We start from the raw sequence: 20,568 nt of genomic DNA, 5'->3' as shown, positions 1-20,568 counted from the left end.
AATTGCTGGCGTGCCTTGAGCGCACTTTCCCAGCTGCCTTTGTCTCCAGCGGTCCAACCACTGGCGGTGTAACCGGCAACACCGGTACCCATCATGGGTGCTACGTCTGATTTTGGGGTGCCAGCCGTCTGAGGCTTTTCGCCGCACGCAGCGAGCACTGTGGCAGTGGCAATCAACAAGACTGTGCGTATCATGATTTGGCTCCGGTTGCGGCTGGAGCTGCACCGGGTGCAGCCGCAGCGGGTGCCTGACCTGCTTGTTTGGAGCCATAAGCGGTGCCCCAACCCCAAACTTCAGCGCCCTTGCCGCGCTGCAAGACGCGGGTGCGGAAGATGTCTGCCACCACGTCGCCATCACCTGCCAGCAAAGCCTTGGTAGAACACATCTCGGCGCACGCGGGCAGCTTGCCTTCGGCCAAACGGTTACGGCCGTATTTTTCAAACTCAGCTTCGCTGCCGTTTTCTTCTGGACCACCGGCACAGAAAGTGCACTTGTCCATCTTGCCACGCACACCGAAAGTGCCAGCACTTGGGAACTGTGGCGCACCGAATGGGCAGGCGTAAGAGCAGTAGCCGCAGCCAATGCAAACGTCTTTGTCGTGCAGCACCACACCTTCGTCGGTGCGATAAAAGCAGTTGACAGGGCACACAGCCATGCACGGTGCGTCTGAACAGTGCATGCACGCGACAGAGATGGATTTCTCGCCAGGCACGCCGTCATTGAGCGTGACCACGCGGCGGCGGTTGACGCCCCAGGGCACCTCGTGTTCGTTCTTGCAAGCGGTGACGCAGCCGTTACATTCGATGCAACGCTCGGCATCGCAGATGAATTTCATTCTTGCCATTGCCGTGTCCCCTTAAGCTTTTTCAAAGTTACAGACCGTTGTCTTGGTCTCTTGCATCATGGTCACGCTGTCGTAACCGTAGGTGGTGGCGGTGTTGACGGCTTCGCCACGCACAATGGGCGCGGCCCCTTTGGGGTAATGCGCCAGCATGTCGGCACCTTGCCAACGGCCCGAGAAGTGGAAAGGCATCCACACCGTGCCCGTGTCCACACGCTCGGTCACCATGGCTTGCACATTCAAGCGTGCGCCGGTGGGGCTGTGCAGCCACACGCGTTCGCCGTTGCGAATGCCGCGATCCGCCGCCGTCTTGGGATGCACCTCGACATAGGCCTCTTGCTGCAACTCGGCCAGCCAGGGGTTGGAACGGGTTTCTTCGCCGCCCCCTTCGTACTCGACCAAACGGCCCGAGGTGAGGATGAGCGGGAACTTCTCGTGCACCTTGTCGGCCACGTTTTTGTCTTGCACGGTTTTGTACAAGGTGGGCAGGCGCCAGAAGGCTTTCTTGTCGTCGTGCGTGGGGTACTTGGCCACCAGGTCAGGACGCGTGCCATACAAAGGCTCGCGGTGTTGCGGGATGGGGTCTGGGAAATTCCACACCACAGCGCGGGCCTTGGCGTTGCCAAACGGGTGGCAGCCATGGTTTTGCATGAACACGCGGATCATGCCGCCCGAGTTGTCGGTCTTCCAGTTCTTGCCCTCGGCCAAGGCTTTCTCGGCATCGGTGAGTTCGTCCCACCAGCCCAACTTCTTGAGCAACACGTGGTCCAGCTCGGGGTAGCCGGTGGTGATGTCGGCACCCAGCGAGTGCGACCCGTCTTCGGCCAACAGGTTTTTGCCTTCGCGCTCGACGCCGAAGTTGGCGCGGAAGTTACCGCCGCCGTCCATGACGTGTTTGGAGGTGTCGTACAAATTGGGAGAACCGGGATGCTTGAGCTCTGCGGTGCCCCAGCAGGGCCAAGGCAAGCCGAAGTAATCGCCCCCAAAGTCGTAACCCGTTTCTTTGTCTTTGCCGCCCTTGGACTTCAACGTCTTGACGTCAAACAAGTGCATGTTGCGCATGTGCGCTTTCAAGCGTTCTGGGCTTTGGCCGGTGTAGCCAATGGTCCAGACCGACTTGTTGATTTCACGCAAGATGTCTTCCACCATGGGCTCGTCCATGCCGTTGACTTGTTGCAGCTTGTAGTTCTTGACCAGCTCTTTGCCAAAGCCGAGTTTTTCGGCGAACTGGTACATGATCATGTGGTCGGAACGGCTCTCCCACAAGGGTTCAATGACTTTCTCACGCCACTGAATCGAGCGGTTCGAGGCTGTGCAAGATCCACTGGTTTCAAACTGCGTGGCTGCAGGCAGCAGGTATACCGCGCGGTTGGGGTTGAGGTCTTCGGCCTTGCCGGGCATGGCGGCCATGGCTGCCGTGGCGGAAGGGTAAGGATCGACCACCACCAACAAGTCAAGCTTGTCCATGGCGCGTTTCATGTCCAGACCGCGGGTCTGCGAGTTGGGCGCATGGCCCCAGTAGAAGACGCCGCGCAGGTTGCTGTCTTGGTCGATGAGTTCGTTCTTCTCCAGCACACCATCGATCCAGCGCGAGACGGTGATGCCGGGCTTGCTCATCATGGCGGGGCTGGCAAAGCGGCCCTTGATCCACTCAAAGTCCACACCCCAGGCTTTGGCAAAGTGTTTCCAAGCCCCCTCCACCAAGCCGTAGTAGCCGGGCAAGGAGTCGGGGTTCGGGCCCACATCGGTGGCGCCTTGCACGTTGTCGTGGCCGCGGAAGATGTTGGTGCCACCGCCCGATTTGCCCACGTTGCCCAAAGCCAATTGCAAGATGCACGAGGCCCGCACGATGGCGTTGCCGGTGGTGTGTTGGGTTTGACCCATGCACCACACGATGGTGCCGGGACGGTGCTCGTTCAACAGGGTGGCGATCTTGAGCAACTGGTCTGGCTTGACGCCGCAGACCTCTTCCACTTTGTCGGGCGACCATTTGGCCAGCACTTCTTCCTTGACCTTGTCCATGCCGAACACACGGTCGTTGATGTATTTCTTATCTTCCCAACCGTTCTTGAAGATGATGTGCAACAGGCCAAACAAAAACGCGATGTCCGAGCCCGAGCGGATGCGCACGTACTCGTCGGCCTTGGCCGCTGTGCGGGTGAAACGTGGGTCGACCACGATCATCTTGCAACCGTTTTCTTTGGCATGCAGCATGTGCAGCATGCTCACTGGGTGAGCTTCGGCGGCGTTGGAGCCGATGTACAGAGCGACCTTGCTGTTTTGCATGTCGTTGTACGAGTTGGTCATGGCGCCATAACCCCAGGTGTTGGCCACACCGGCCACCGTGGTGGAGTGGCAAATACGGGCCTGGTGGTCGCAGTTGTTGGAGCCCCAATAGCTCACAAACTTGCGCAGCAAATAAGCTTGTTCGTTGTTGTGTTTGGAGGAGCCAATCCAGTAGACCGAATCGGGGCCGCTGGCTTTGCGCAACTCCAGCAGCTTGGCGCTGATTTCGGTCAGCGCTGTGTCCCAGCTGATGCGCTCGTATTTGCCGTTGACCAGCTTCATGGGGTAGCGCAGGCGGAATTCACCATGACCGTGCTCACGCAGGGCCGCACCTTTGGCGCAATGTGCGCCCAAGTTGATGGGGGAGTCGAACACCGGTTCTTGGCGCACCCAGACACCGTTTTCCACCACGGCATCGACCGCACAGCCCACCGAGCAGTGGGTGCAGACCGTGCGTTTGACTTCAATCTTGCCGGTGCCGTTGCCTGCGGTGGCATTGGCTGCATCGGCTTTTTTCACCAAGCTGAGTTGGGTGGCGGCCAAGCCAACCCCCACGCCCAGGCCTGAACGGCGCAAGAAGCCACGACGGTCCAAAGTGGGCAAGGCTTGCGACAAACCGCGCTGCAGGCGATCCACCAAGCCAGAACTGCCAGACTGGGCAGCGTCAGATTTACGGGTCAGCAACATAGGGGTACTCCTGCGAATTCGGTGAGGGTCACTCAGACACGGGTGGTCTGGTAGTAGCGCTTGACGTGTTCGCTCAAGCTGTAACCGCCACCGTTTTCTGGCGCTGGCTTCAAAGCCGCAACCTCGGTGGGCAGGTTCACGCGGGGCAGTGCAGTGACTGCCGCAGCGGCAGCGCCTGCGGCTGCAGCGCCCATAAAGAATCCACGGCGCGACGCCTGGGTTTGTTCTTTTTTCATGTTGATCTCCTCGAGCCATCGTGGGTATGCACGACTTTGCATACTGTAAAGGGTCTAGAACCTTCGTAGGTCAGTAAAAACCTCAAGAGAGGCGTTATTTATAGTGATCGACAAAAAAGACCCATAACTTTTACTTATTTATTTGACGCGTATGGTCTACGCCAACAGGTCAAAGCCTTGGGTCTCCACGCTCACAAAGGCACGTGTGAGGCCCGCCAAGGCGGCATAAAAACGTGCCCGTGGGTTGGCCTGCAAAGCGTCGCTCAAAGCCAACACCCAGGTCTGGACATGGGCGGCAAAGAATTTGGCTTGCTGCGTCAAGTTAGAAACCGCCACATCGTCACCCGCCACCAAGAAGCGCATGACTTCCATCAGGTAAGACACATGGTCTTCGGTCTCCGACATGGTGGTCGTGTCGCGCGTGAGGCCTAAGGCGGCCAAGTCGTGACGCAACTGCACCAAGGGTTTTTCATTCAAAAAACCACTCAGGTAATGCGAGGCATAGACGTACACCTCAGGCTTGCCCACACCACCAAACAAGGCTTCGTGTTCGCGCGCAATGGCGGTGTCGTCCATTTCACGGGCGGTGCCCACCAAGATGCGCCAGGGTTCTTCTAAAAAGCCACCCGCGCTGGGCGCCTGCGTGGCTGCCACGCGCAACTGCGCCAGCAAGGCTGGCGTGGGCGGAGCATAAAACAACTCGGCGATCAAACCGTACAACTCCGCACGTGCGGTTTCTTCGTCCAGGGCCGTGGACAGGTGAGGCGGGGCTTGGGTCATCAGATTTTTTGCTCGTCACCCGAGCTGTAGATGTCAATCACACGGCAATCGCCGCACATTTTGAGACGCTCCAGCGCAGCGCCTTGGAACATGGAGTGCCCAGACAGTTTGGCCATCATGGCCTCGATGCCCTTGAGCGTGCCAAAGGCTTTGCCACAGCGCACGCAGCCGTAGGGCTGGGTTTCGTTGAGCACGCGCAGTTCTTTGCGTTGCGCGGTCAGCAACAAGCGCGGCACCAACTGCAATGCGTTTTCAGGACAGGTGGTGACACACAGGCCGCATTGCACGCAGTTCTTCTCGACAAAGCGCAGCTGGGGGGCTTGTTGGTTGTCTTGCAAGGCATTGGCCGGGCAAGCGCTGACGCAGCTCATGCACAAGGTGCAGCTGTCTTTGTTCACGTCCACCGAGCCAAACAATGCGCCATCGGCGGGCAGGCTCAAGGCCTCAGCGGCGGGGCTCGCTTTCAAAGCGGGTGCATGGTCCAACAAATGGTCGACCAGCAAACCCAAACTGCTGCGTTTGTCCGCCATCACCGCCATGGTGGCCAAGGGGATGCGGGCGCGCAGTCGCTGTTTGCCGGTACACAGGCGTTGCAATTCGGCGTCCAACGCCAGCGCCTGCGTGGCATGCAGCAGTTGCACCACGGGTTGGCCAGGCAAGGCGTAGCCCAAACCTTCGAGCAAGGCCTGGACCTGGTTCATTTGGGCTTGCAGGCCCTCGGCATATTGCGGCGCTTCTTCGCGGGTGACCAGCACCACAACTTGGGCAGCGCCATACGCCAGGGCCGTCAGCCACACGTCCAACCCCAAGCTGGCGGTGTGCCACAGCGAGACGGGGATCACATGCGCGGGCACGCCCTGGGCCAGCTGCAACTGGGCGGCACGGCCCATCTCCTGCACCAAGGCCAGACCCGCCTCTTGGCTGTGCAGCAGCAACACGGGGTCTTGGCCACCGGCCTGCAGGTAGGTGCTCAGCAGGGTTTTGAGTTTCACCCCCTGCTCAGGCGCACTCGGGTAGGCGTAGCTCAAGGCACCGGTCGGACACACCGTGGTGCAGGCACCGCAGCCTACGCACAGATTGGGATTGACCTTGATTTGTTGACGCGCGGGTTCAGAGCTGATCGCCTCGGCTGAGCAAATGTCCACACACGCTTGGCAGCCCACTTGCTCGTTGCGGCTGTGCGCACACAGCTTTTGTTTGTAGGCAAAAAAACGTGGTTTTTCAAACTCGCCCACCAACTCGCGCAAGCGCAGCAAGGTGGCCGCATCGGCCTGGCGGAAATAGCCTTGCGGCAAAGCGTGACGGCTGAAGGCGCTGTGGGCGCGCAAGTCGAGCACCAAATCAAAGTTGGCCGTTTCTGGCGCGGCCTCACGTTGGAAGTTGATGGCGCCCACCGCACCGCAGGCGGCAACGCAGTCGCGGTGAGACTGGCATTTGCTCAGGTCAATTTGGTAATCCAGCCCAATGGCTTGCTCAGGACAGGCCACCACACAGGCGTTGCAGCGGGTGCACATGTCCAAGTCGATCGGGTTGTTGCTGGACCACGTGAGTTGGAACGCACCCAACCAGCCGTCCACACGCAGCACCTGCCCGCCCAAGACGGGGTAACGGCGACTCTGCGCCCCGCCCGCCTCTCCAGGCCCTTGGGTGAACAGGGTGACGTTGAGCACGTCTGACAACAAGGCCGCCGCTTGCTCTGCGGCATCGATGTCGCCAATGATCAGCAAGCGCCCGGCACTCTTGAAGGTGACGGTGGGCACAGGCTCTGGATCTGGCAGGTGCGCCGCCGCCAAAAGCGCAGCGATTTTGGGCGTGGCGTCTTTGGCGTCGCGGCTCCAGCCCCCGGTTTCGCGGATGTTGACGAACTTGATGACCGAGGTTTTGGCTTGTGCTTGTGCAGCCAAGTCACCCAACAAGCGTTGCTCTTGCGTGCAGGCCACCACCACAGCGTCGGTGGTGCTTTGCACCGCGCTGATGAAAGCGCCCGCCTCACGCCGGCACAAGGCGGTGTGCAGTGTCAGCTCTTCATGCAGGCTTTGGCCCAGTGCCTTCTGGTCGAGGGGTTGGGTCCGGTTGCAGTCGCAAATCAGCGTGGTCATGCGTGGGGGTGTCGGTGGGTGAAATGGTTTGGGCAGGGGAGGACTGTGCCACGAGTTGAGAGGGCGCGTCTGTTGGCAGGTCAACCTCAAGGTTCGTCGCAGGTGTTTCAGTGTCTTCGTCAAACAAGTTCAAAAACTTGGCGCCATTCATTTGTTTCAACATGGCCAGGGGAATCGGGTCGGGCTGGCCGTAGTCGTCGATGTAGATGTCCATGCGGTCCATCACATTGAAGTGCGGGTCGGTGAACAGCTTTTTCAGGGCTGCGTTTTTGACGTCCGATGTGACCCCGTGCGCCATGTAGGGCGTGTAGTCAGACGTTGGCGTGAGCGACTGCACATCCTCCAAGGTAGGTGCTGGGGCTGGGGGCTTGGCCTCGGTGGCAGGTTCAGTCTGTGGCGACGGTGAGGTAGCGGCGTGGGTGACGTCTGTGGCGCCTTGGGGCAACCCGAGCGAACTGGCCGGCGTTGGCTCTGCCACCGTTTTGCCTTGGCGCACTTCGGCTTTCCGACGCGACCAACGGCCTAAAAATCCAGCAGGGGTGTCGTCATCCGCCATGCGCGCCTCCCTCGCCTGAGCCCGAACCCCCTCCCCGCCATTTGGTGGTGCTCACCGCTGCGGGGTTGCCAAAGCGGTCTTGCAAGGGTTTGAAGCTGTCGGGTCGTCTGCGGCGTTTGACCTCGGCCACCCAATGTTCTTCGGCAAATGCGGCCATCCAAGCCACCACCTCTTCGGGCGCGGCCAGAGGGTCAACGTTCTCTTGGGCATCCAACCAACGACCCGCATCGTGGTAACTCAGGCTCACCAGGGTGGGGACCGCCATCACCTCATCGCTCAAACCCGGTTCTTCCTCCATGCGCCACAACACAAACCAACAGGGCGCGGGTGTGGTGGCATTGAGGTAATAGCCTTCTGCATCGTCCCGAAACAATTCGACGGTGAAGCCCGGGTGCAGCCACAGCTGTTCATCCTCGGTGTGACGCACGCAGCGTGGCTCAGTGCCAAAGTGCTCGGCATGCGGCGTCACGTCGTGTCCCAGCACATCGTGCAACACCCAACGCCATGTCTGCCACCGGCTCATGGCGCCGGGCACGCGCTCTCGGCGCATGACCACGGCAACTTGTAGGCTGGGGCGAAAACTCATGCAGGCTCATTCCTGAACTTCAAGTGTCTTTGGAGATCTTGATGCTTGGAAATTTGGACGAAAAGTCTTTGGCTTTGGCCGCAATTTTCACGGCCACAAGGCGCGCCATCGCTTTGTAGATGCCTGCGACTTCCCCGTCTGGATCGGCCACCACTGTGGGTTTGCCGCTGTCGGCTTGCAAACGGATTTGCATGTCCAGCGGCAAAGCGCCGAGATAGTCCATGCCATATTGGGCAGCCATTTTTTTGCCGCCATCGGCACCAAAAATGTGTTCCATGTGGCCGCAGTTGCTGCACACATGAACCGCCATGTTCTCGACCAAGCCAAGGATGGGCACGCCCACCTTTTCGAACATCTTGATGCCTTTTTTGGCGTCCAGCAGCGCAATGTCTTGGGGGGTGGTGACGATCACCGCGCCGGTCATGGGCACGCGCTGGCTCAAGGTGAGTTGAATGTCGCCGGTGCCCGGCGGCATGTCGACGATCAGATAGTCCAGGTCTTTCCAGTTGGTTTGACGCAGCAACTGCTCCAGGGCCTGGGTGGCCATGGGGCCGCGCCAAATCATGGCTTCGTCTTGGTCCACCAAAAAGCCAATCGACATGACTTGCACGCCGTAGTTCTCCAGCGGGTCCATGGTTTTGCCGTCTTCGCTCTCAGGGCGTCCCTCAATGCCCATCATCATGGGCTGGCTGGGTCCGTAAATGTCGGCATCCAACAAACCCACTTGGGCACCTTCGGCGGCCAAGGCCAGCGCCAAATTGGCCGCCGTGGTGCTTTTGCCCACGCCGCCTTTGCCCGAGGCCACGGCGATGATGTTTTTCACCTGGGGCAGCAGTTGCACGCCGCGCTGAGCCGCATGGGCCACGATCTGGGTGGTGATGTTGACCGACACATTGCCCACACCTGGCACGCTCTTGGCGGCTGCAATCAAGGCCTTGCGCATGTCGGCAATTTGGCTCTTGGCGGGGTAGCCCAGCACCACATCAAAGGACACATCGTCGCCATGTATCTGTAGATTTTTGAGCGCCTTGGTGCTCACAAAATCTTGGCCCGTGTTGGGGTCGAGCACGGTTTGTAGGGCTGCGCTCAGCGCCTGCTCGGTCAATGCCATGGGGGAGATCTCCAAATATGAATGCGTCAGAGTCTAGCGAACTAAAATCAGTCTCCTTCCCCTAAGGTCTTCCTCTTCATGTCTCAGCGCCAGCTCTTCGTCACCACTGCCCTGCCCTACGCGAATGGCAACTTCCACATCGGCCACATCATGGAGTACATCCAGGCTGATATCTGGGTGCGGTTCCAGCGCATGCAGGAGCACCAGGTCGATTTCGTGGGTGCCGACGACACCCATGGCGCACCCATCATGATCGCGGCTGAAAAGGCCGGCATCACGCCACAGCAGTTTGTGGCCAACATTGCTGCGGGCCGCAAGCCCTACCTGAATGGTTTTCACATCGCCTTTGACAATTGGCACAGCACCGACGCACCCGAGAACCACGAACTGGCGCGCCAGATTTACCGCGACCTGCGCGACATCCCCGCGTCCCAAGGTGGCTCGCTGATTGAGCGGCGCACGATTGAGCAGTTCTTTGACCCTGAGAAGAACATGTTTTTGCCCGACCGCTTCATCAAAGGCGAGTGCCCCAAATGCCATGCCCACGACCAGTACGGTGACAACTGCGAGGTGTGTGGCGCGGTGTATGCCCCGACCGATTTGATCAACCCGTTCTCGGCCTTGTCGGGTGCCAAGCCTGAGTTGAAAAGCTCAGAGCATTTCTTCTTTCAATTGTCTGACCCACGCTGTGTGGAGTTTTTGCAAAAGTGGACCCAGGGCAACGATGAGAACGGCAAACCCCGACTGCAACCTGAAGTGGCCAACAAGGTCAAAGAGTGGTTCAGCGTGCGCACCAACCCCGATGGCTCCACCAGCGAAGGCCTAGGCGACTGGGACATCTCGCGCGATGCGCCCTACTTCGGCATCGAAATCCCGGATACGGCGATCAATGGGGCACCCGCCAAATACTTTTATGTCTGGCTTGACGCCCCCGTGGGCTACTTGGCTTCGTTGAAAAACTTGCTTGACCGACGTGGCGTCGACTACGAAGCCTACATGGCCAACCCCGCGCTGGAGCAACACCATTTCATTGGCAAAGACATCGTGACTTTTCACACCTTGTTTTGGCCTGCAATGCTCAAATTCAGTGGTCGCAAAGTGCCCGACAAAGTGCATGTGCATGGCTTTCTCACCGTCAACAACGGCGAGAAGATGAGCAAGAGCCGAGGCACGGGACTGGACCCGCTCAAGTACTTGAGCCTGGGCATGAACCCCGAGTGGCTGCGCTATTACTTGGCCACCAAACTGTCGGCCCGCAACGAAGACATTGACTTCAATGCTGAGGACTTCATGGCGCGCGTCAACAGCGACCTGATCGGTAAGTTTGTCAACATTGCCAGCCGTGCTGTTGGATTTGTTCACAAGCATTTCAATGGACAACTATCGGGGGCTGCACTTTGGGACTCCTTCAAAAATTCAAATGGAGCAGAAAGCGTTCAACTTCCATGCATGAATAACGCAATAAAAGCAGCTGATGAAATAGCAAACTGCTATGAAAACCGGGAGTTTTCGCGCGGTTTAAGAAAGGTAATGGAGTTGGCTGATGGCTTTAATCACTATTGGGATCTAAATAAACCCTGGGAACTGGCAAAGGGAGAGGACAAGGAAAAATTACATATTGTTTGTAGCGTTGCCGTCGAAGGCTTTAGGTTGCTTTCGCTCTACCTGAAACCCGTTTTGCCCAAACTTGCAGTGCAGGTTGAAGGTTTTCTGAACATAGCGCCGATGCAGTGGTCTGACGCAAATACCCGTATGAGCAGTCATACCATTGGGACCTATACCCACCTCATGCAACGCGTCACCCCCGAACAACTCGAAGCCTTGTTTGAGCCACCCGCCGTGGTGGAAGAAAAAGTCACCCCAGGCGGCGAAGAGATCGCCCCCACCATCTCCATCGACGACTTTGCCAAGATTGATCTGCGCATTGCACAGATCGTGAACTGCGAAGCCGTGGAAGGCAGCACCAAGTTGCTGCGCCTCACCCTCGATGTGGGCGAGGGCCAAACACGCAACGTCTTCAGCGGCATTGCCAGCATGTACAAGCCTGAAGACTTGGTGGGCAAACTCACGGTGATGGTGGCCAACCTGGCACCTCGCAAAATGAAATTTGGTGTGTCTGAAGGCATGGTGCTCGCGGCCAGCCACGCCGACGAAAAAGCCGAACCCGGCATCTTTGTGCTGCAACCTTGGCCTGGTGCCAAAGCCGGCATGCGTATCCATTAATTAGGTTCTGACCCCCATTAACTTTGATGGCTACTTTTCGCCCCAAGCTCATGGACGCCGTCGCGGGTTACAGCCGCGAACGTTTGATTCAAGATGTGGGTGCTGGGTTGACGGTGGGTGTGGTGGCTTTGCCGCTGGCCATGGCGTTTGCCATTGCGTCGGGGCTCAAGCCGGAAGCGGGTTTGTTCACCGCCATCATTGCGGGATTTTTGATCTCGGCCTTGGGCGGCAGCCGGGTTCAAATTGGTGGGCCAGCGGGGGCCTTCATCGTGATCGTGTACGGCATTTTGGAGCGCTATGGCTTGGCCAATTTGATGATCGCCACCGCCATGTCGGGGCTGATGTTGCTGGCCATGGGCGCTTTGCGTTTGGGCACCTTGATTCGCTTCATCCCGGTGGCGGTGGTGATTGGCTTTACCAACGGCATTGCGGTGCTGATCATGGTGTCGCAAGTCAAAGACTTTTTGGGCCTGCAGGTGGCCAGCGTGCCCGCCGATTTTCTGGGCGTTTTGACCACCTTGAGTGCCAACCTGCACACCGTGAAGGTGCAGGCGCTGGCACTGGCCAGCCTGTGCTTGGGCGTGTTGGTGGTGTGGCAGGTGCTATTGCCTCGCCTGCATGCGCACCACGCCGTGAGCAAAAAACTCTCCATCGTCCCAGGGTCTATCGTGGTGTTGGTGGGGGCGACGCTGACCAGCACTTGGCTGGGATTGGAGGTTGAAACCATTGCCTCACGCTTTGGCCCGATCCCCAATGCCTTGCCCGCCTTTCAACTGCCCACCTTCAGCTGGGAGACGGCCAAGTTTTTGCTGATCCCGGCCACAACCTTGGCCCTGCTGGGCTCGATCGAGTCGCTGCTGTGCGCCCGCATTGCAGACCAAATGATGGCCGACTCGCCCTACGGCGACCACCACGACGCCAACCAAGAATTGATGGCTCAAGGCATTGCCAACCTGGTGACACCCTTCTTTGGTGGCATGCCTGCCACTGGCACGATTGCACGCACCGTGACCAATGTGAAAAACGGTGGCAACAGCCCCGTCGCGGGCATGGTGCATGCCCTCACCTTGCTGGCCATCATGTGGTTGGCCGCCCCCTTGGCAGGCAGCGTGCCGCTGGCCGCGCTGTCGGCAATTTTGATGTTCGTGGCTTGGAACATGGGCGAGTGGCGTGAGTTTGTGCACCTGCGCCAATTCCGCATGCCTTACCGCGTCTCGCTGATCGCGGTGTTCTTACTCACAGTGATCGTGGATTTGACCGTGGCGGTTGAAGTGGGGCTGATGGCCGCGTGCTTGACCTTCATTTACCGCATCTCCAGCTTGACGCGCGCGGAGCAGGTGCAGGCACAGCACTTTCCGATGCTGGCTGGCCTTGAAGCCGAAGTGCAGGCCCACCGCTTGTACGGTGCCTTGTTTTTTGGTGCCGTCAAATTGGTGGAAGCCATGCAAGACCCGTTGCCCCGTAGCGCGTTGGTGCTGGATTTGAAAAACCTGATCTACATCGACTCCTCCGGTGCCGACGCCTTGTTGGCCCTGGCACGGGGCTGTCATAAAAAACAAGTCCGCTTGATCGTGTGCGGCTTGGCCCACCAGCCCTTGGACATGGCACAGCGCAGCGGCTTGTTGGCCCTGGTGTCTCCGGCAGATTTGGCCCCCGACTTGGCCCAAGGCTTGGCACAGGCCACCGGTCGGTAAAATGACGGCAATTGAAGGAATTTGCTCCATGTCTATTTTTCAGCGCGCCCCCTACACCTCAGAAGCCACCCAGTTCATTGAGCAACTCAAGGCCCAAAAGCCCTTGCTTGAAGGGCAGCAACGCGACGGACGTGCCTTGCTGTGGGACAAGGCAGTTGACCGCGAAGCGCAGGCCGAGTTTGGCGCAGCACGCGTGGCACAAAAGCCCTACGTCTACCAAACCAAAGCCTGAGCCCTTGGCTAAGCGGTGCTGGTGTGAACCCCACTGAACCCACGCTGCCTGAGGCAGCCGATGCCCCTGCGGCGATGCCCCAGGTGGTCGACCACGTGGCGGTGGCCAAGCTGTATGGCGAACCGTTGTTCACCATGCCGCACGACCTGTACATCCCGCCCGATGCACTGGAAGTTTTCCTAGAGGCCTTCCAAGGGCCGCTGGATTTGCTGCTGTACCTCATCCGCAAACAAAACTTCAACATCCTCGACATTCCCATGGCGGCGCTCACGCGCCAGTACCTGAGCTATGTGGAAGAAATTCGCAGCCGCAACTTGGAGCTCGCTGCCGAGTACTTGCTGATGGCGGCCATGCTGATTGAAATCAAGTCACGCATGTTGCTGCCCCCCAAGAAGGTGGCGGAAGGCCAAGAGCCCGAAGACCCACGCGCCGAGCTGGTTCGTCGCCTGCTGGAATACGAGCAAATGAAACTGGCCGCAGCCAAACTCAACGAAGTGCCGCAGTTTGGTCGCGACTTTTTGCGCGCACAGGTCTACATCGAGCAATCGTTGCAACCGCGTTTTCCTGAAGTGCATGTGGTGGAGTTGCAGCAAGCCTGGGCCGACATTTTGAAGCGGGCCAAGCTGGTGCAGCACCACAAGATTTCACGCGAAGAGTTGTCGGTGCGCGAACACATGAGCATCGTGTTGCGTCGCCTTCAAGGGCAGCGTTTTGTTGAATTTGAAAAACTCTTCGATGCGAGCCAGGGCGTGCCCGTGCTGGTGGTGACCTTCATTGCCTTGCTCGAACTGGCCAAAGAAACCCTGATCGACATCACCCAAGCCGAGGCCTTTGCGCCCATTTACGTGCGCCTGGCCTACACCCCGAGTTGACGCTGCCCGCATGGGCGCTTCTTGCCGACACCCCCTATGCACATCATCCACACCATTGCCGACTTGCGTCGCACCTTGAAGCCCGCCACGCTGCGCGCCTTTGTGCCCACCATGGGCAACCTGCACGACGGACACCTGGAACTGATGCGCATGGCACGCCAAGGGGTGGATGCGCGTGCGGGTGGGCCGGGTGCCATGACGGTGGCCAGTATCTTTGTGAACCGCTTGCAGTTTGCGCCGCACGAGGACTTTGACAGCTACCCCCGCACCTTTGAACGCGACAGCGAACTGCTGGCCGCCAACGGTTGCGATGTGCTGTTTGCCCCCTCTGAGAAAGACCTGTACCCCGAACCTCAGGTGTTCAAGGTACACCCGCCAGCCGAGTTGGCCGACATTTTGGAGGGCGCTTTTCGCCCCGGTTTTTTTGTCGGCGTGAGCACCGTGGTGCACAAGTTGTTCAACTGCGTGCAACCCGACATCGCCCTCTTTGGCAAAAAAGACTACCAGCAGCTGATGGTGATTCGCCGCATGGTGCAGCAAATGGCCTTGCCCATCGACATCATCGGCGCTGAAACCCGCCGCGCGGCCAATGGCTTGGCACTGAGTTCACGCAACGGCTACCTGAGCGAGGCTGAATTGACCGAAGCCGTTCAGCTCTCACTCGCCCTCAAAGGCCTGGCGGCTGCGGTTAGAGACGGCAACGCCAAAGGAGTGCTCGATGTGGCTGCCGCCGAAGAGGCGGCCATGCAAGCGCTGCGCGCGCGCGATTGGGTGCCCGACTACCTGACGGTGCGCCGCCAGCACGACCTCTCGCCCATCACAGGCCCTTGTGATGACCCGTTGGTGGTGTTGGGTGCGGCCAAGTTGGGCAAGACGCGGTTGATTGATAACTTGGAGGTTTGAGGCGCCAGGTTAAGCGGCATTGGCCGATTGCAAAAGTGCGCGGCCAAGCAGCGCTGATGCATCTCCAGGTACGTGTGTTCGCTGTTACTCGCCTTTGGCGTCACGCCCCATCAACAGCGCCACAGCTTGCTGAGGGTTGATGTGGCCATCAAGCAAAGCCACCACGGCTTGTGCGATGGGCATTTCCACACCCACCGCCTGGGCCCGTTGCACCACCGTGCGGGCGCTGTACACACCCTCGGCCACATGGCCCAACGAGTCCACCGCTTGTTGCAAGCTCATGCCCTGGGCCAATGCCAAACCCACTTGGCGGTTGCGGCTCAAGTCGCCAGTGGCAGTGAGCACCAAGTCGCCCAGGCCCGACAGGCCCATGAAGGTTTCAGCTTTGGCGCCCAACGCCAAGCCAAGACGGGTGATTTCAGCCAAACCACGGGTGATCAAGGCCGCGCGGGCGTTGAGTCCCAACTGCAAGCCGTCGCACAAACCGGTGGCAATGGCCAACACGTTTTTCACGGCTCCCCCCACTTCCACGCCCACGATGTCGTCGTTGGCATAGACGCGCAGGTGGTGGTGGTGAAAGCCTTGCACCATGGCCTCGCGTGCATGCGCGTCGGCACTGGCTGCCACCAAAGCAGTGGGCATGCCACGGGCCACTTCTTGCGCAAAGCTGGGTCCACTCAAAGCCCCACCGCGTAAATCAGGCGCCACTTGGGCGCGAACTTCATGGGCCATGCAACCGACACCGTGGTCGGAGGCTTCAAACCCTTTGCACAACCAAGCAACCGGAACTTTGCTGCCCAGAATGGGGGCCAACTGCGTGAGCATGCCTCGCAAGCTGCGCATGGGAGAACCGATGACCACCAGGTCTTGTGCAGCCAACCAAGGGCCCAGCGCCTGAGAAGACACCTGCACCCCCTCGGTGAACGGCAAGCCCGGCAAGTAACGCGTGTTGAGGCGCTGGGCGGTCATCGACTGGGCCTGGGCTGCATCGCGCGCCCACAAGGTCACGTCATGGTCCCGCCCGGCATGGATGGCCAGGGCGGTGCCCCATGCACCTGCGCCCAAAACGGCGATTTTCATCGCGGCTGATTGGTGGAAAAGGGGTTAAAAAATTACTGCGCCGCAGCTTGTTGCTGCTCGTACATGGCTTGGAAGTTGATTTCTGCCAAATGCACAGGCGGAAAGCCTGCACGTTGAATCACATCGGCCACGTTACCGCGCAAGTAGGGGTAGACGATTTGCGGGCAGGCAATGCCCACCACGGCGCCCATTTGGTCTTCGGGCAGGTTGCGAATTTCAAAGATACCCGCTTGCTTGGCTTCCACCAAGAACACGGTTTTGTCTTGCAACTTGGTGGTCACCGTGGCGGTGACGGTGACTTCGACAATCCCGTCGGCCACTTGTTCCATGCCCACGCCCAGTTGGATATCTACCGAGGGCTGCTCTTGCAAGGTCAAGATGGCGGGCGAGTTGGGTTGCTCGAGCGACAGGTCTTTCAGGTAGACGCGCTGAATTTGGAACACGGGTGTGAGGTCGTCAGACATTTTTTTCCTTGTACAAAAAAGCCCGCGTCGGTGAGTACCGAAGCGGGCAACAAATCGGGATGGCGCAGATTATGTCAGCTCAAGATTGCAGCAAGGGGACCAAGCCGCCCTGGCTGTCGAGCGCGATCAAATCATCGCAACCGCCCACATGGGTCTCGCCAATGAAGATTTGTGGCACGGTGCGCCGGCCCGTCAGGTCCATCATGCGCATGCGCTCGTCAGGGTTGGTGTCCACGCGCACTTCTTCGATGTGCGCCACCCCTTTGGCTTGAAGAATTTGTTTGGCACGAACGCAGTAAGGGCAAACGGCGGTGGTGTACATCTTGACGGCTTGCATGGTGGGTCTTTCTTAAATGATCAAGCTTTGGTGACAGGAAGATTAGCTTCTTTCCAAGCTTTGAGTCCGCCTTGCAAGGAATGCACCTTCTCGTAGCCGAGTTTTTGAGCCACGGCTTGGGCACGTTTGGAGCGGGCGCCCGACGCGCACACCATGATGAGGGGCAGGCTCTTGTTTTTGGCCACAGCTGTCAAACGATTTTCCAACTGGTCGAGCGGCACATGCACAGCACCCGAGATGTGGCCCGCCGCAAACTCGTCGTCACCGCAGACATCGATGACCACGCCTTTTTCGCGGTTCATGCATTGCACGGCTTGGGTGGGTGACATGCCAGAGCCTGCTGCGTCTTGCACCACAGGCAGCAGCAAAAAGAAGCCGCTGCTCAGTGCAACAGCAATCAACATCCAGTTGTCGAGGATAAATTTCACGGGGGGTCCAGTTCAGGAGAAGTTGTTAGAAAAATCAGTGTCAGTCCAGCATTCTAAAATCAGCCCACTCCTTCAGCTGACTTTGTTTCAAAAACACCCATGTACAAACTCGTTTTAATCCGCCACGGCGAATCCACTTGGAACCTTGAAAACCGCTTCACCGGCTGGACCGATGTGGACTTGACGCCCACAGGCGTGGCCCAAGCGCAAAACGCAGGCCGCTTGCTCAAGGCCGAAGGCTTTCAGTTTGACGTGGCCTATACCAGCGTGCTCAAGCGCGCCATTCGCACGCTGTACCTGGCTTTGGACGAGATGGACTGCACTTGGCTGCCCGTGCTCAAGAGCTGGCGCCTCAACGAGCGCCACTACGGTGGCTTGCAAGGCTTGAACAAGGCCGATATGGCCAAGCAGTACGGCGAAGACCAGGTGCTGATCTGGCGCCGCAGCTACGACACCCCGCCGCCGGTGCTGGAAGCCACCGACCCGCGCAGCGAGCGCGGCGACCCACGTTACGCCAAGATTGCGCCTGAACAAGTGCCGCTGACCGAGTGTTTGAAGGACACCGTCGAGCGCGTGATGCCGTTCTGGAACGAATCCATGGCTCCTGCCATCAAGGCGGGCAAGCGCATTGTGGTGGCCGCACATGGCAACTCGATCCGCGCCTTGGTGAAGTACTTGGACAACATCTCCGACCAAGACATCGTGGGGTTGAACATCCCCAACGGCATTCCACTGGTGTATGAGCTCGACGAGAACCTCAAGCCCATCCGCCACTACTACCTGGGCGACGCCGAGGCCGCAGCCAAGGCGGCTGCCGCAGTGGCCTCACAGGGCAAGGGCTAATTACCTGGCAGACACCATGCGCCTGACAGGCGCGTTGTATATTGAGCCATTCACATCACGTCAACACGCAAGGGCACCATGGGCCAAAAACTCAAGATCGCAGGTTGGATCACCATCGGGGCATTGACCGGGGCACTGACCACCGTGTCACTGCAAACCACCGCACGCGCCAACATGGCACCATTGCCGTTGGAAGAGTTGCAGCAACTCGCAGCCGTCTTCAGCATGGTCAAGAGCGATTACGTGGAGCCGGTTGACGAGAAAAAACTCATCAACGATGCCATCACAGGCATGGTGGCCAGCCTGGACCCGCATTCTCAGTACTACGACAAAAAAACCTTCAAAGAATTCCGCGAAGGAACCACCGGTCGTTTTGTGGGCGTGGGCATCGAGATCACCCAAGAAGAGGGACTGGTCAAAGTGGTCTCGCCCATTGAAGGCTCCCCCGCTTTTCGCGCTGGCATGAAGTCTGGCGACATGATCACCAAAATTGACGACACCGCCGTCAAGGGTTTGTCGCTCAACGATGCGGTCAAACGCATGCGTGGCGAACCCGGCACGAAGGTGATGTTGACGATTTACCGCAAGGACGAAAACCGCACCTTCCCCGTCAGCATCGTGCGTGAAGAAATCAAAACCCAAAGTGTCAAAGGCAAATTGATAGAGCCCGGCATGGGCTGGATCCGCCTGAGCCAGTTCCAAGAGCGCTCGGTGGAAGATTTCACCAAGAAACTCGATGAAATTTACAAGCAAGACCCCAAGCTCAAAGGCTTGGTGCTTGACCTGCGCAACGACCCCGGTGGTTTGCTCGATGCTGCCGTGGCCGTGTCGGCCGTGTTCTTGCCCGACAACGTGACGGTGGTCTCGACCAACGGCCAAATGGCCGAAAGCAAATTTGCCTACAAAGCGGCACCCGAGTTCTACCGCAGCAGCAACGTTGACCCGATTGCCCGCTTGCATCAAACCACCAAAGGCTTTTACAAAAAAGTGCCGCTGGTGGTGTTGGTCAACGAGGGCTCCGCATCGGCCAGCGAGATCGTGGCGGGCGCTTTGCAAGACCACAAACGCGCGACCATCATGGGCAGCCAGACCTTTGGCAAAGGCTCGGTACAGACCGTGCGTCAGTTGGGCGCGGATACCGCCTTGAAGATCACCACCGCGCGTTACTACACGCCCAGCGGACGCTCTATTCAGGCCAAGGGCATCGTGCCTGACGTGCTGCTAGACGACACCGCAGAGGGCAGCCCGTATGCCGTGCTGCGCATGCGTGAAGCCGACCTGGACAAGCACCTGCAAAGTGGCCAAGGCAACGAAGCCACCAAAGAGCAAGAAAAAGAACGCGAGCGGGCTCGAGAAGAAGCCATCAAGCGCTTGGAAGAAGAGTCCAAAAAGCCCAACAGCGAGCGTCGCCCGCCCGAGTTTGGCAGCGACAAAGACTTCCAGTTGCAACAAGCCATCCTGCGTCTCAAAGGCCTGCCTGTCTTGGCCAGCAAGACACAAACCGAGCGTCCTGTCTCCGAAACCAAAGACAAGTGACGCACGGGTGAGCCTGCCGTGAACGACGACCAACTGCTGCGTTACTCGCGCCACATCCTGCTGGATGACTTGGGCGTGGAAGGCCAGCAGCGCTTGCTCGACAGCCATGCGTTGATCGTTGGTGCGGGTGGGCTGGGCTCTCCAGTGGCGATGTATCTGGCGGCATCGGGTGTGGGTCACATCACGATTGCCGACCATGACGTGGTGGACCTCACCAACTTGCAACGTCAAATCGCCCACACCACCGAGCGTATTGGCATGAGCAAGGTGGCCTCGGCCACCCAAGCCATGCAGGCCTTGAACCCCGAGGTGCGGGTGACCGCGTTGGCGCACAAACTCGACTCCGCCGAACTCGATGCTTTGGTCCCCACCGTGCAAGTGGTGGTGGACTGTTGCGACAACTTCCTCACCCGCCAAGCGGTCAACGCTGCCTGCGTGCAACACCGCGTCCCCCTGGTGTCTGGCGCGGCCATTCGCATGGACGCACAACTGGCGGTGTACGACGCGCGCGATGCCAAGTCGCCCTGCTATGCCTGCATCTTCCCGCCCGACCAGGCGCCAGAAGAAGTGCAGTGCGCCACCCTGGGTGTGCTCGCCCCTCTGGTGGGCGTGGTGGGTAGCTTGCAGGCCATGGAAGCCGTCAAGCTGCTGGCGGGTTTGGGTTCACGCCTGACCGGCCGATTGCAAATGCTCGACGGGCGCAGCCTGGAATGGAACGAGGTGCGCTTGCAGCGCAACCCGAGCTGCCCAGTGTGTGGCCAAGCCCATTGAATT

General features: G+C 59.1%; 21 protein-coding genes. 8 read left to right on the top strand and 13 right to left on the bottom strand.

What is annotated here, in order from left to right; translation table 11 throughout:
- From ACKWJN_RS08355 to apbC, 9 genes are all read right to left on the bottom strand, one after another.
- A partial coding sequence (locus tag ACKWJN_RS08355; protein ID WP_408595901.1) for a hypothetical protein occupies positions 1-194 on the bottom strand: 194 nt, incomplete at its 3' end.
- Entirely contained in the window at positions 191-844 is a 654-nt protein-coding gene (gene fdh3B / locus ACKWJN_RS08350; protein WP_408595899.1) for a formate dehydrogenase FDH3 subunit beta, read from the bottom strand. The genes fdh3B and ACKWJN_RS08355, both read right to left, overlap by 4 nt.
- Before the next feature lie 12 nt (positions 845-856).
- A complete protein-coding gene (locus ACKWJN_RS08345) occupies positions 857-3,814 on the bottom strand; it encodes a formate dehydrogenase subunit alpha (protein WP_408595897.1) in 2,958 nt (985 codons plus the stop codon).
- 32 nt (positions 3,815-3,846) lie between these two features.
- The gene (locus tag ACKWJN_RS08340) at positions 3,847-4,050 is read right to left on the bottom strand and encodes a formate dehydrogenase (RefSeq protein ID WP_100146488.1); all 204 of its coding nucleotides are present in this window, start codon (positions 4,048-4,050) and stop codon (positions 3,847-3,849) included.
- Positions 4,051-4,206: 156 nt separating this feature from the next.
- A complete protein-coding gene (locus ACKWJN_RS08335) occupies positions 4,207-4,830 on the bottom strand; it encodes a molecular chaperone (protein ID WP_408595894.1) in 624 nt (207 codons plus the stop codon).
- The gene (locus ACKWJN_RS08330) at positions 4,830-6,929 is read right to left on the bottom strand and encodes a 4Fe-4S binding protein (protein ID WP_408595893.1); all 2,100 of its coding nucleotides are present in this window, start codon (positions 6,927-6,929) and stop codon (positions 4,830-4,832) included. The genes ACKWJN_RS08335 and ACKWJN_RS08330 overlap by 1 nt, the downstream gene beginning before the upstream one ends.
- Entirely contained in the window at positions 6,856-7,485 is a 630-nt protein-coding gene (locus ACKWJN_RS08325; RefSeq protein ID WP_408595891.1) for a DUF3306 domain-containing protein, read from the bottom strand. Before ACKWJN_RS08325 ends, ACKWJN_RS08330 begins: the two co-directional genes overlap by 74 nt.
- Complete coding sequence (locus tag ACKWJN_RS08320; protein WP_408595889.1) at positions 7,475-8,071, bottom strand: DUF3305 domain-containing protein; 597 nt, start codon at positions 8,069-8,071, stop codon at positions 7,475-7,477. Before ACKWJN_RS08320 ends, ACKWJN_RS08325 begins: the two co-directional genes overlap by 11 nt.
- Before the next feature lie 19 nt (positions 8,072-8,090).
- Positions 8,091-9,182 (bottom strand): iron-sulfur cluster carrier protein ApbC, encoded by a 1,092-nt coding sequence (gene apbC, locus ACKWJN_RS08315; RefSeq protein ID WP_408595887.1) that lies wholly within the window; start codon positions 9,180-9,182, stop codon positions 8,091-8,093.
- Between the two features lie 78 nt (positions 9,183-9,260).
- Between apbC and metG the strand changes: the two genes are divergently transcribed.
- The 5 genes from metG to panC all read left to right on the top strand — a co-directional run bounded on the left by metG (position 9,261) and on the right by panC (position 15,106).
- Positions 9,261-11,405, top strand: coding sequence for a methionine--tRNA ligase (gene metG, locus ACKWJN_RS08310; RefSeq protein WP_408595885.1), 2,145 nt, complete (start codon positions 9,261-9,263; stop codon positions 11,403-11,405).
- Positions 11,406-11,431: 26 nt separating this feature from the next.
- Positions 11,432-13,099, top strand: a complete 1,668-nt coding sequence (locus ACKWJN_RS08305) for a SulP family inorganic anion transporter (protein WP_408595883.1) — start codon at positions 11,432-11,434, stop codon at positions 13,097-13,099.
- A 28-nt stretch (positions 13,100-13,127) separates the two neighbouring features.
- Positions 13,128-13,331: a DUF3460 family protein gene (locus tag ACKWJN_RS08300; protein WP_408595881.1), complete on the top strand. Its 204-nt coding sequence runs from the start codon at positions 13,128-13,130 to the stop codon at positions 13,329-13,331.
- 74 nt (positions 13,332-13,405) lie between these two features.
- Positions 13,406-14,203 (top strand): segregation and condensation protein A, encoded by a 798-nt coding sequence (locus ACKWJN_RS08295; RefSeq protein WP_408595924.1) that lies wholly within the window; start codon positions 13,406-13,408, stop codon positions 14,201-14,203.
- A gap of 36 nt (positions 14,204-14,239) precedes the next feature.
- Entirely contained in the window at positions 14,240-15,106 is an 867-nt protein-coding gene (gene panC / locus ACKWJN_RS08290; RefSeq protein ID WP_408595879.1) for a pantoate--beta-alanine ligase, read from the top strand.
- A gap of 84 nt (positions 15,107-15,190) precedes the next feature.
- On the opposite strand, the gene ACKWJN_RS08285 is transcribed toward panC, so the two are convergent.
- The 4 genes from ACKWJN_RS08285 to ACKWJN_RS08270 all read right to left on the bottom strand — a co-directional run bounded on the left by ACKWJN_RS08285 (position 15,191) and on the right by ACKWJN_RS08270 (position 17,415).
- Positions 15,191-16,186, bottom strand: coding sequence for an NAD(P)H-dependent glycerol-3-phosphate dehydrogenase (locus ACKWJN_RS08285; RefSeq protein ID WP_408595878.1), 996 nt, complete (start codon positions 16,184-16,186; stop codon positions 15,191-15,193).
- 32 nt (positions 16,187-16,218) lie between these two features.
- Positions 16,219-16,650: a protein-export chaperone SecB gene (gene secB / locus ACKWJN_RS08280; RefSeq protein ID WP_408595876.1), complete on the bottom strand. Its 432-nt coding sequence runs from the start codon at positions 16,648-16,650 to the stop codon at positions 16,219-16,221.
- 79 nt (positions 16,651-16,729) lie between these two features.
- Positions 16,730-16,987 carry a glutaredoxin 3 gene (gene grxC, locus ACKWJN_RS08275; RefSeq protein WP_408595874.1) on the bottom strand — a complete coding sequence of 86 codons (258 nt, stop codon included), beginning with the start codon at positions 16,985-16,987 and terminating at the stop codon, positions 16,730-16,732.
- Positions 16,988-17,007: 20 nt separating this feature from the next.
- Positions 17,008-17,415: a rhodanese-like domain-containing protein gene (locus ACKWJN_RS08270; RefSeq protein ID WP_408595872.1), complete on the bottom strand. Its 408-nt coding sequence runs from the start codon at positions 17,413-17,415 to the stop codon at positions 17,008-17,010.
- Between the two features lie 99 nt (positions 17,416-17,514).
- On the opposite strand from ACKWJN_RS08270, the gene gpmA reads away from it, so the two are divergent.
- The 3 genes from gpmA (at position 17,515) to ACKWJN_RS08255 (ending at position 20,565) form a co-directional block, all read left to right on the top strand.
- The gene (gene gpmA, locus ACKWJN_RS08265) at positions 17,515-18,258 is read left to right on the top strand and encodes a 2,3-diphosphoglycerate-dependent phosphoglycerate mutase (RefSeq protein ID WP_408595870.1); all 744 of its coding nucleotides are present in this window, start codon (positions 17,515-17,517) and stop codon (positions 18,256-18,258) included.
- Positions 18,259-18,336: 78 nt separating this feature from the next.
- The gene (locus tag ACKWJN_RS08260) at positions 18,337-19,794 is read left to right on the top strand and encodes a S41 family peptidase (RefSeq protein WP_408595868.1); all 1,458 of its coding nucleotides are present in this window, start codon (positions 18,337-18,339) and stop codon (positions 19,792-19,794) included.
- Between the two features lie 18 nt (positions 19,795-19,812).
- Positions 19,813-20,565, top strand: coding sequence for a HesA/MoeB/ThiF family protein (locus tag ACKWJN_RS08255; RefSeq protein WP_408595866.1), 753 nt, complete (start codon positions 19,813-19,815; stop codon positions 20,563-20,565).
- Positions 20,566-20,568: the final 3 nt, after the last annotated feature.

Origin of the sequence: Limnohabitans sp. (genome assembly GCF_046052825.1) — a bacterium.
Lineage (GTDB): Bacteria > Pseudomonadota > Gammaproteobacteria > Burkholderiales > Burkholderiaceae_C > Limnohabitans.
Note: the sequence above shows the minus strand (reverse complement) of the source record. Positions and strands in the feature narration are given on the sequence as shown.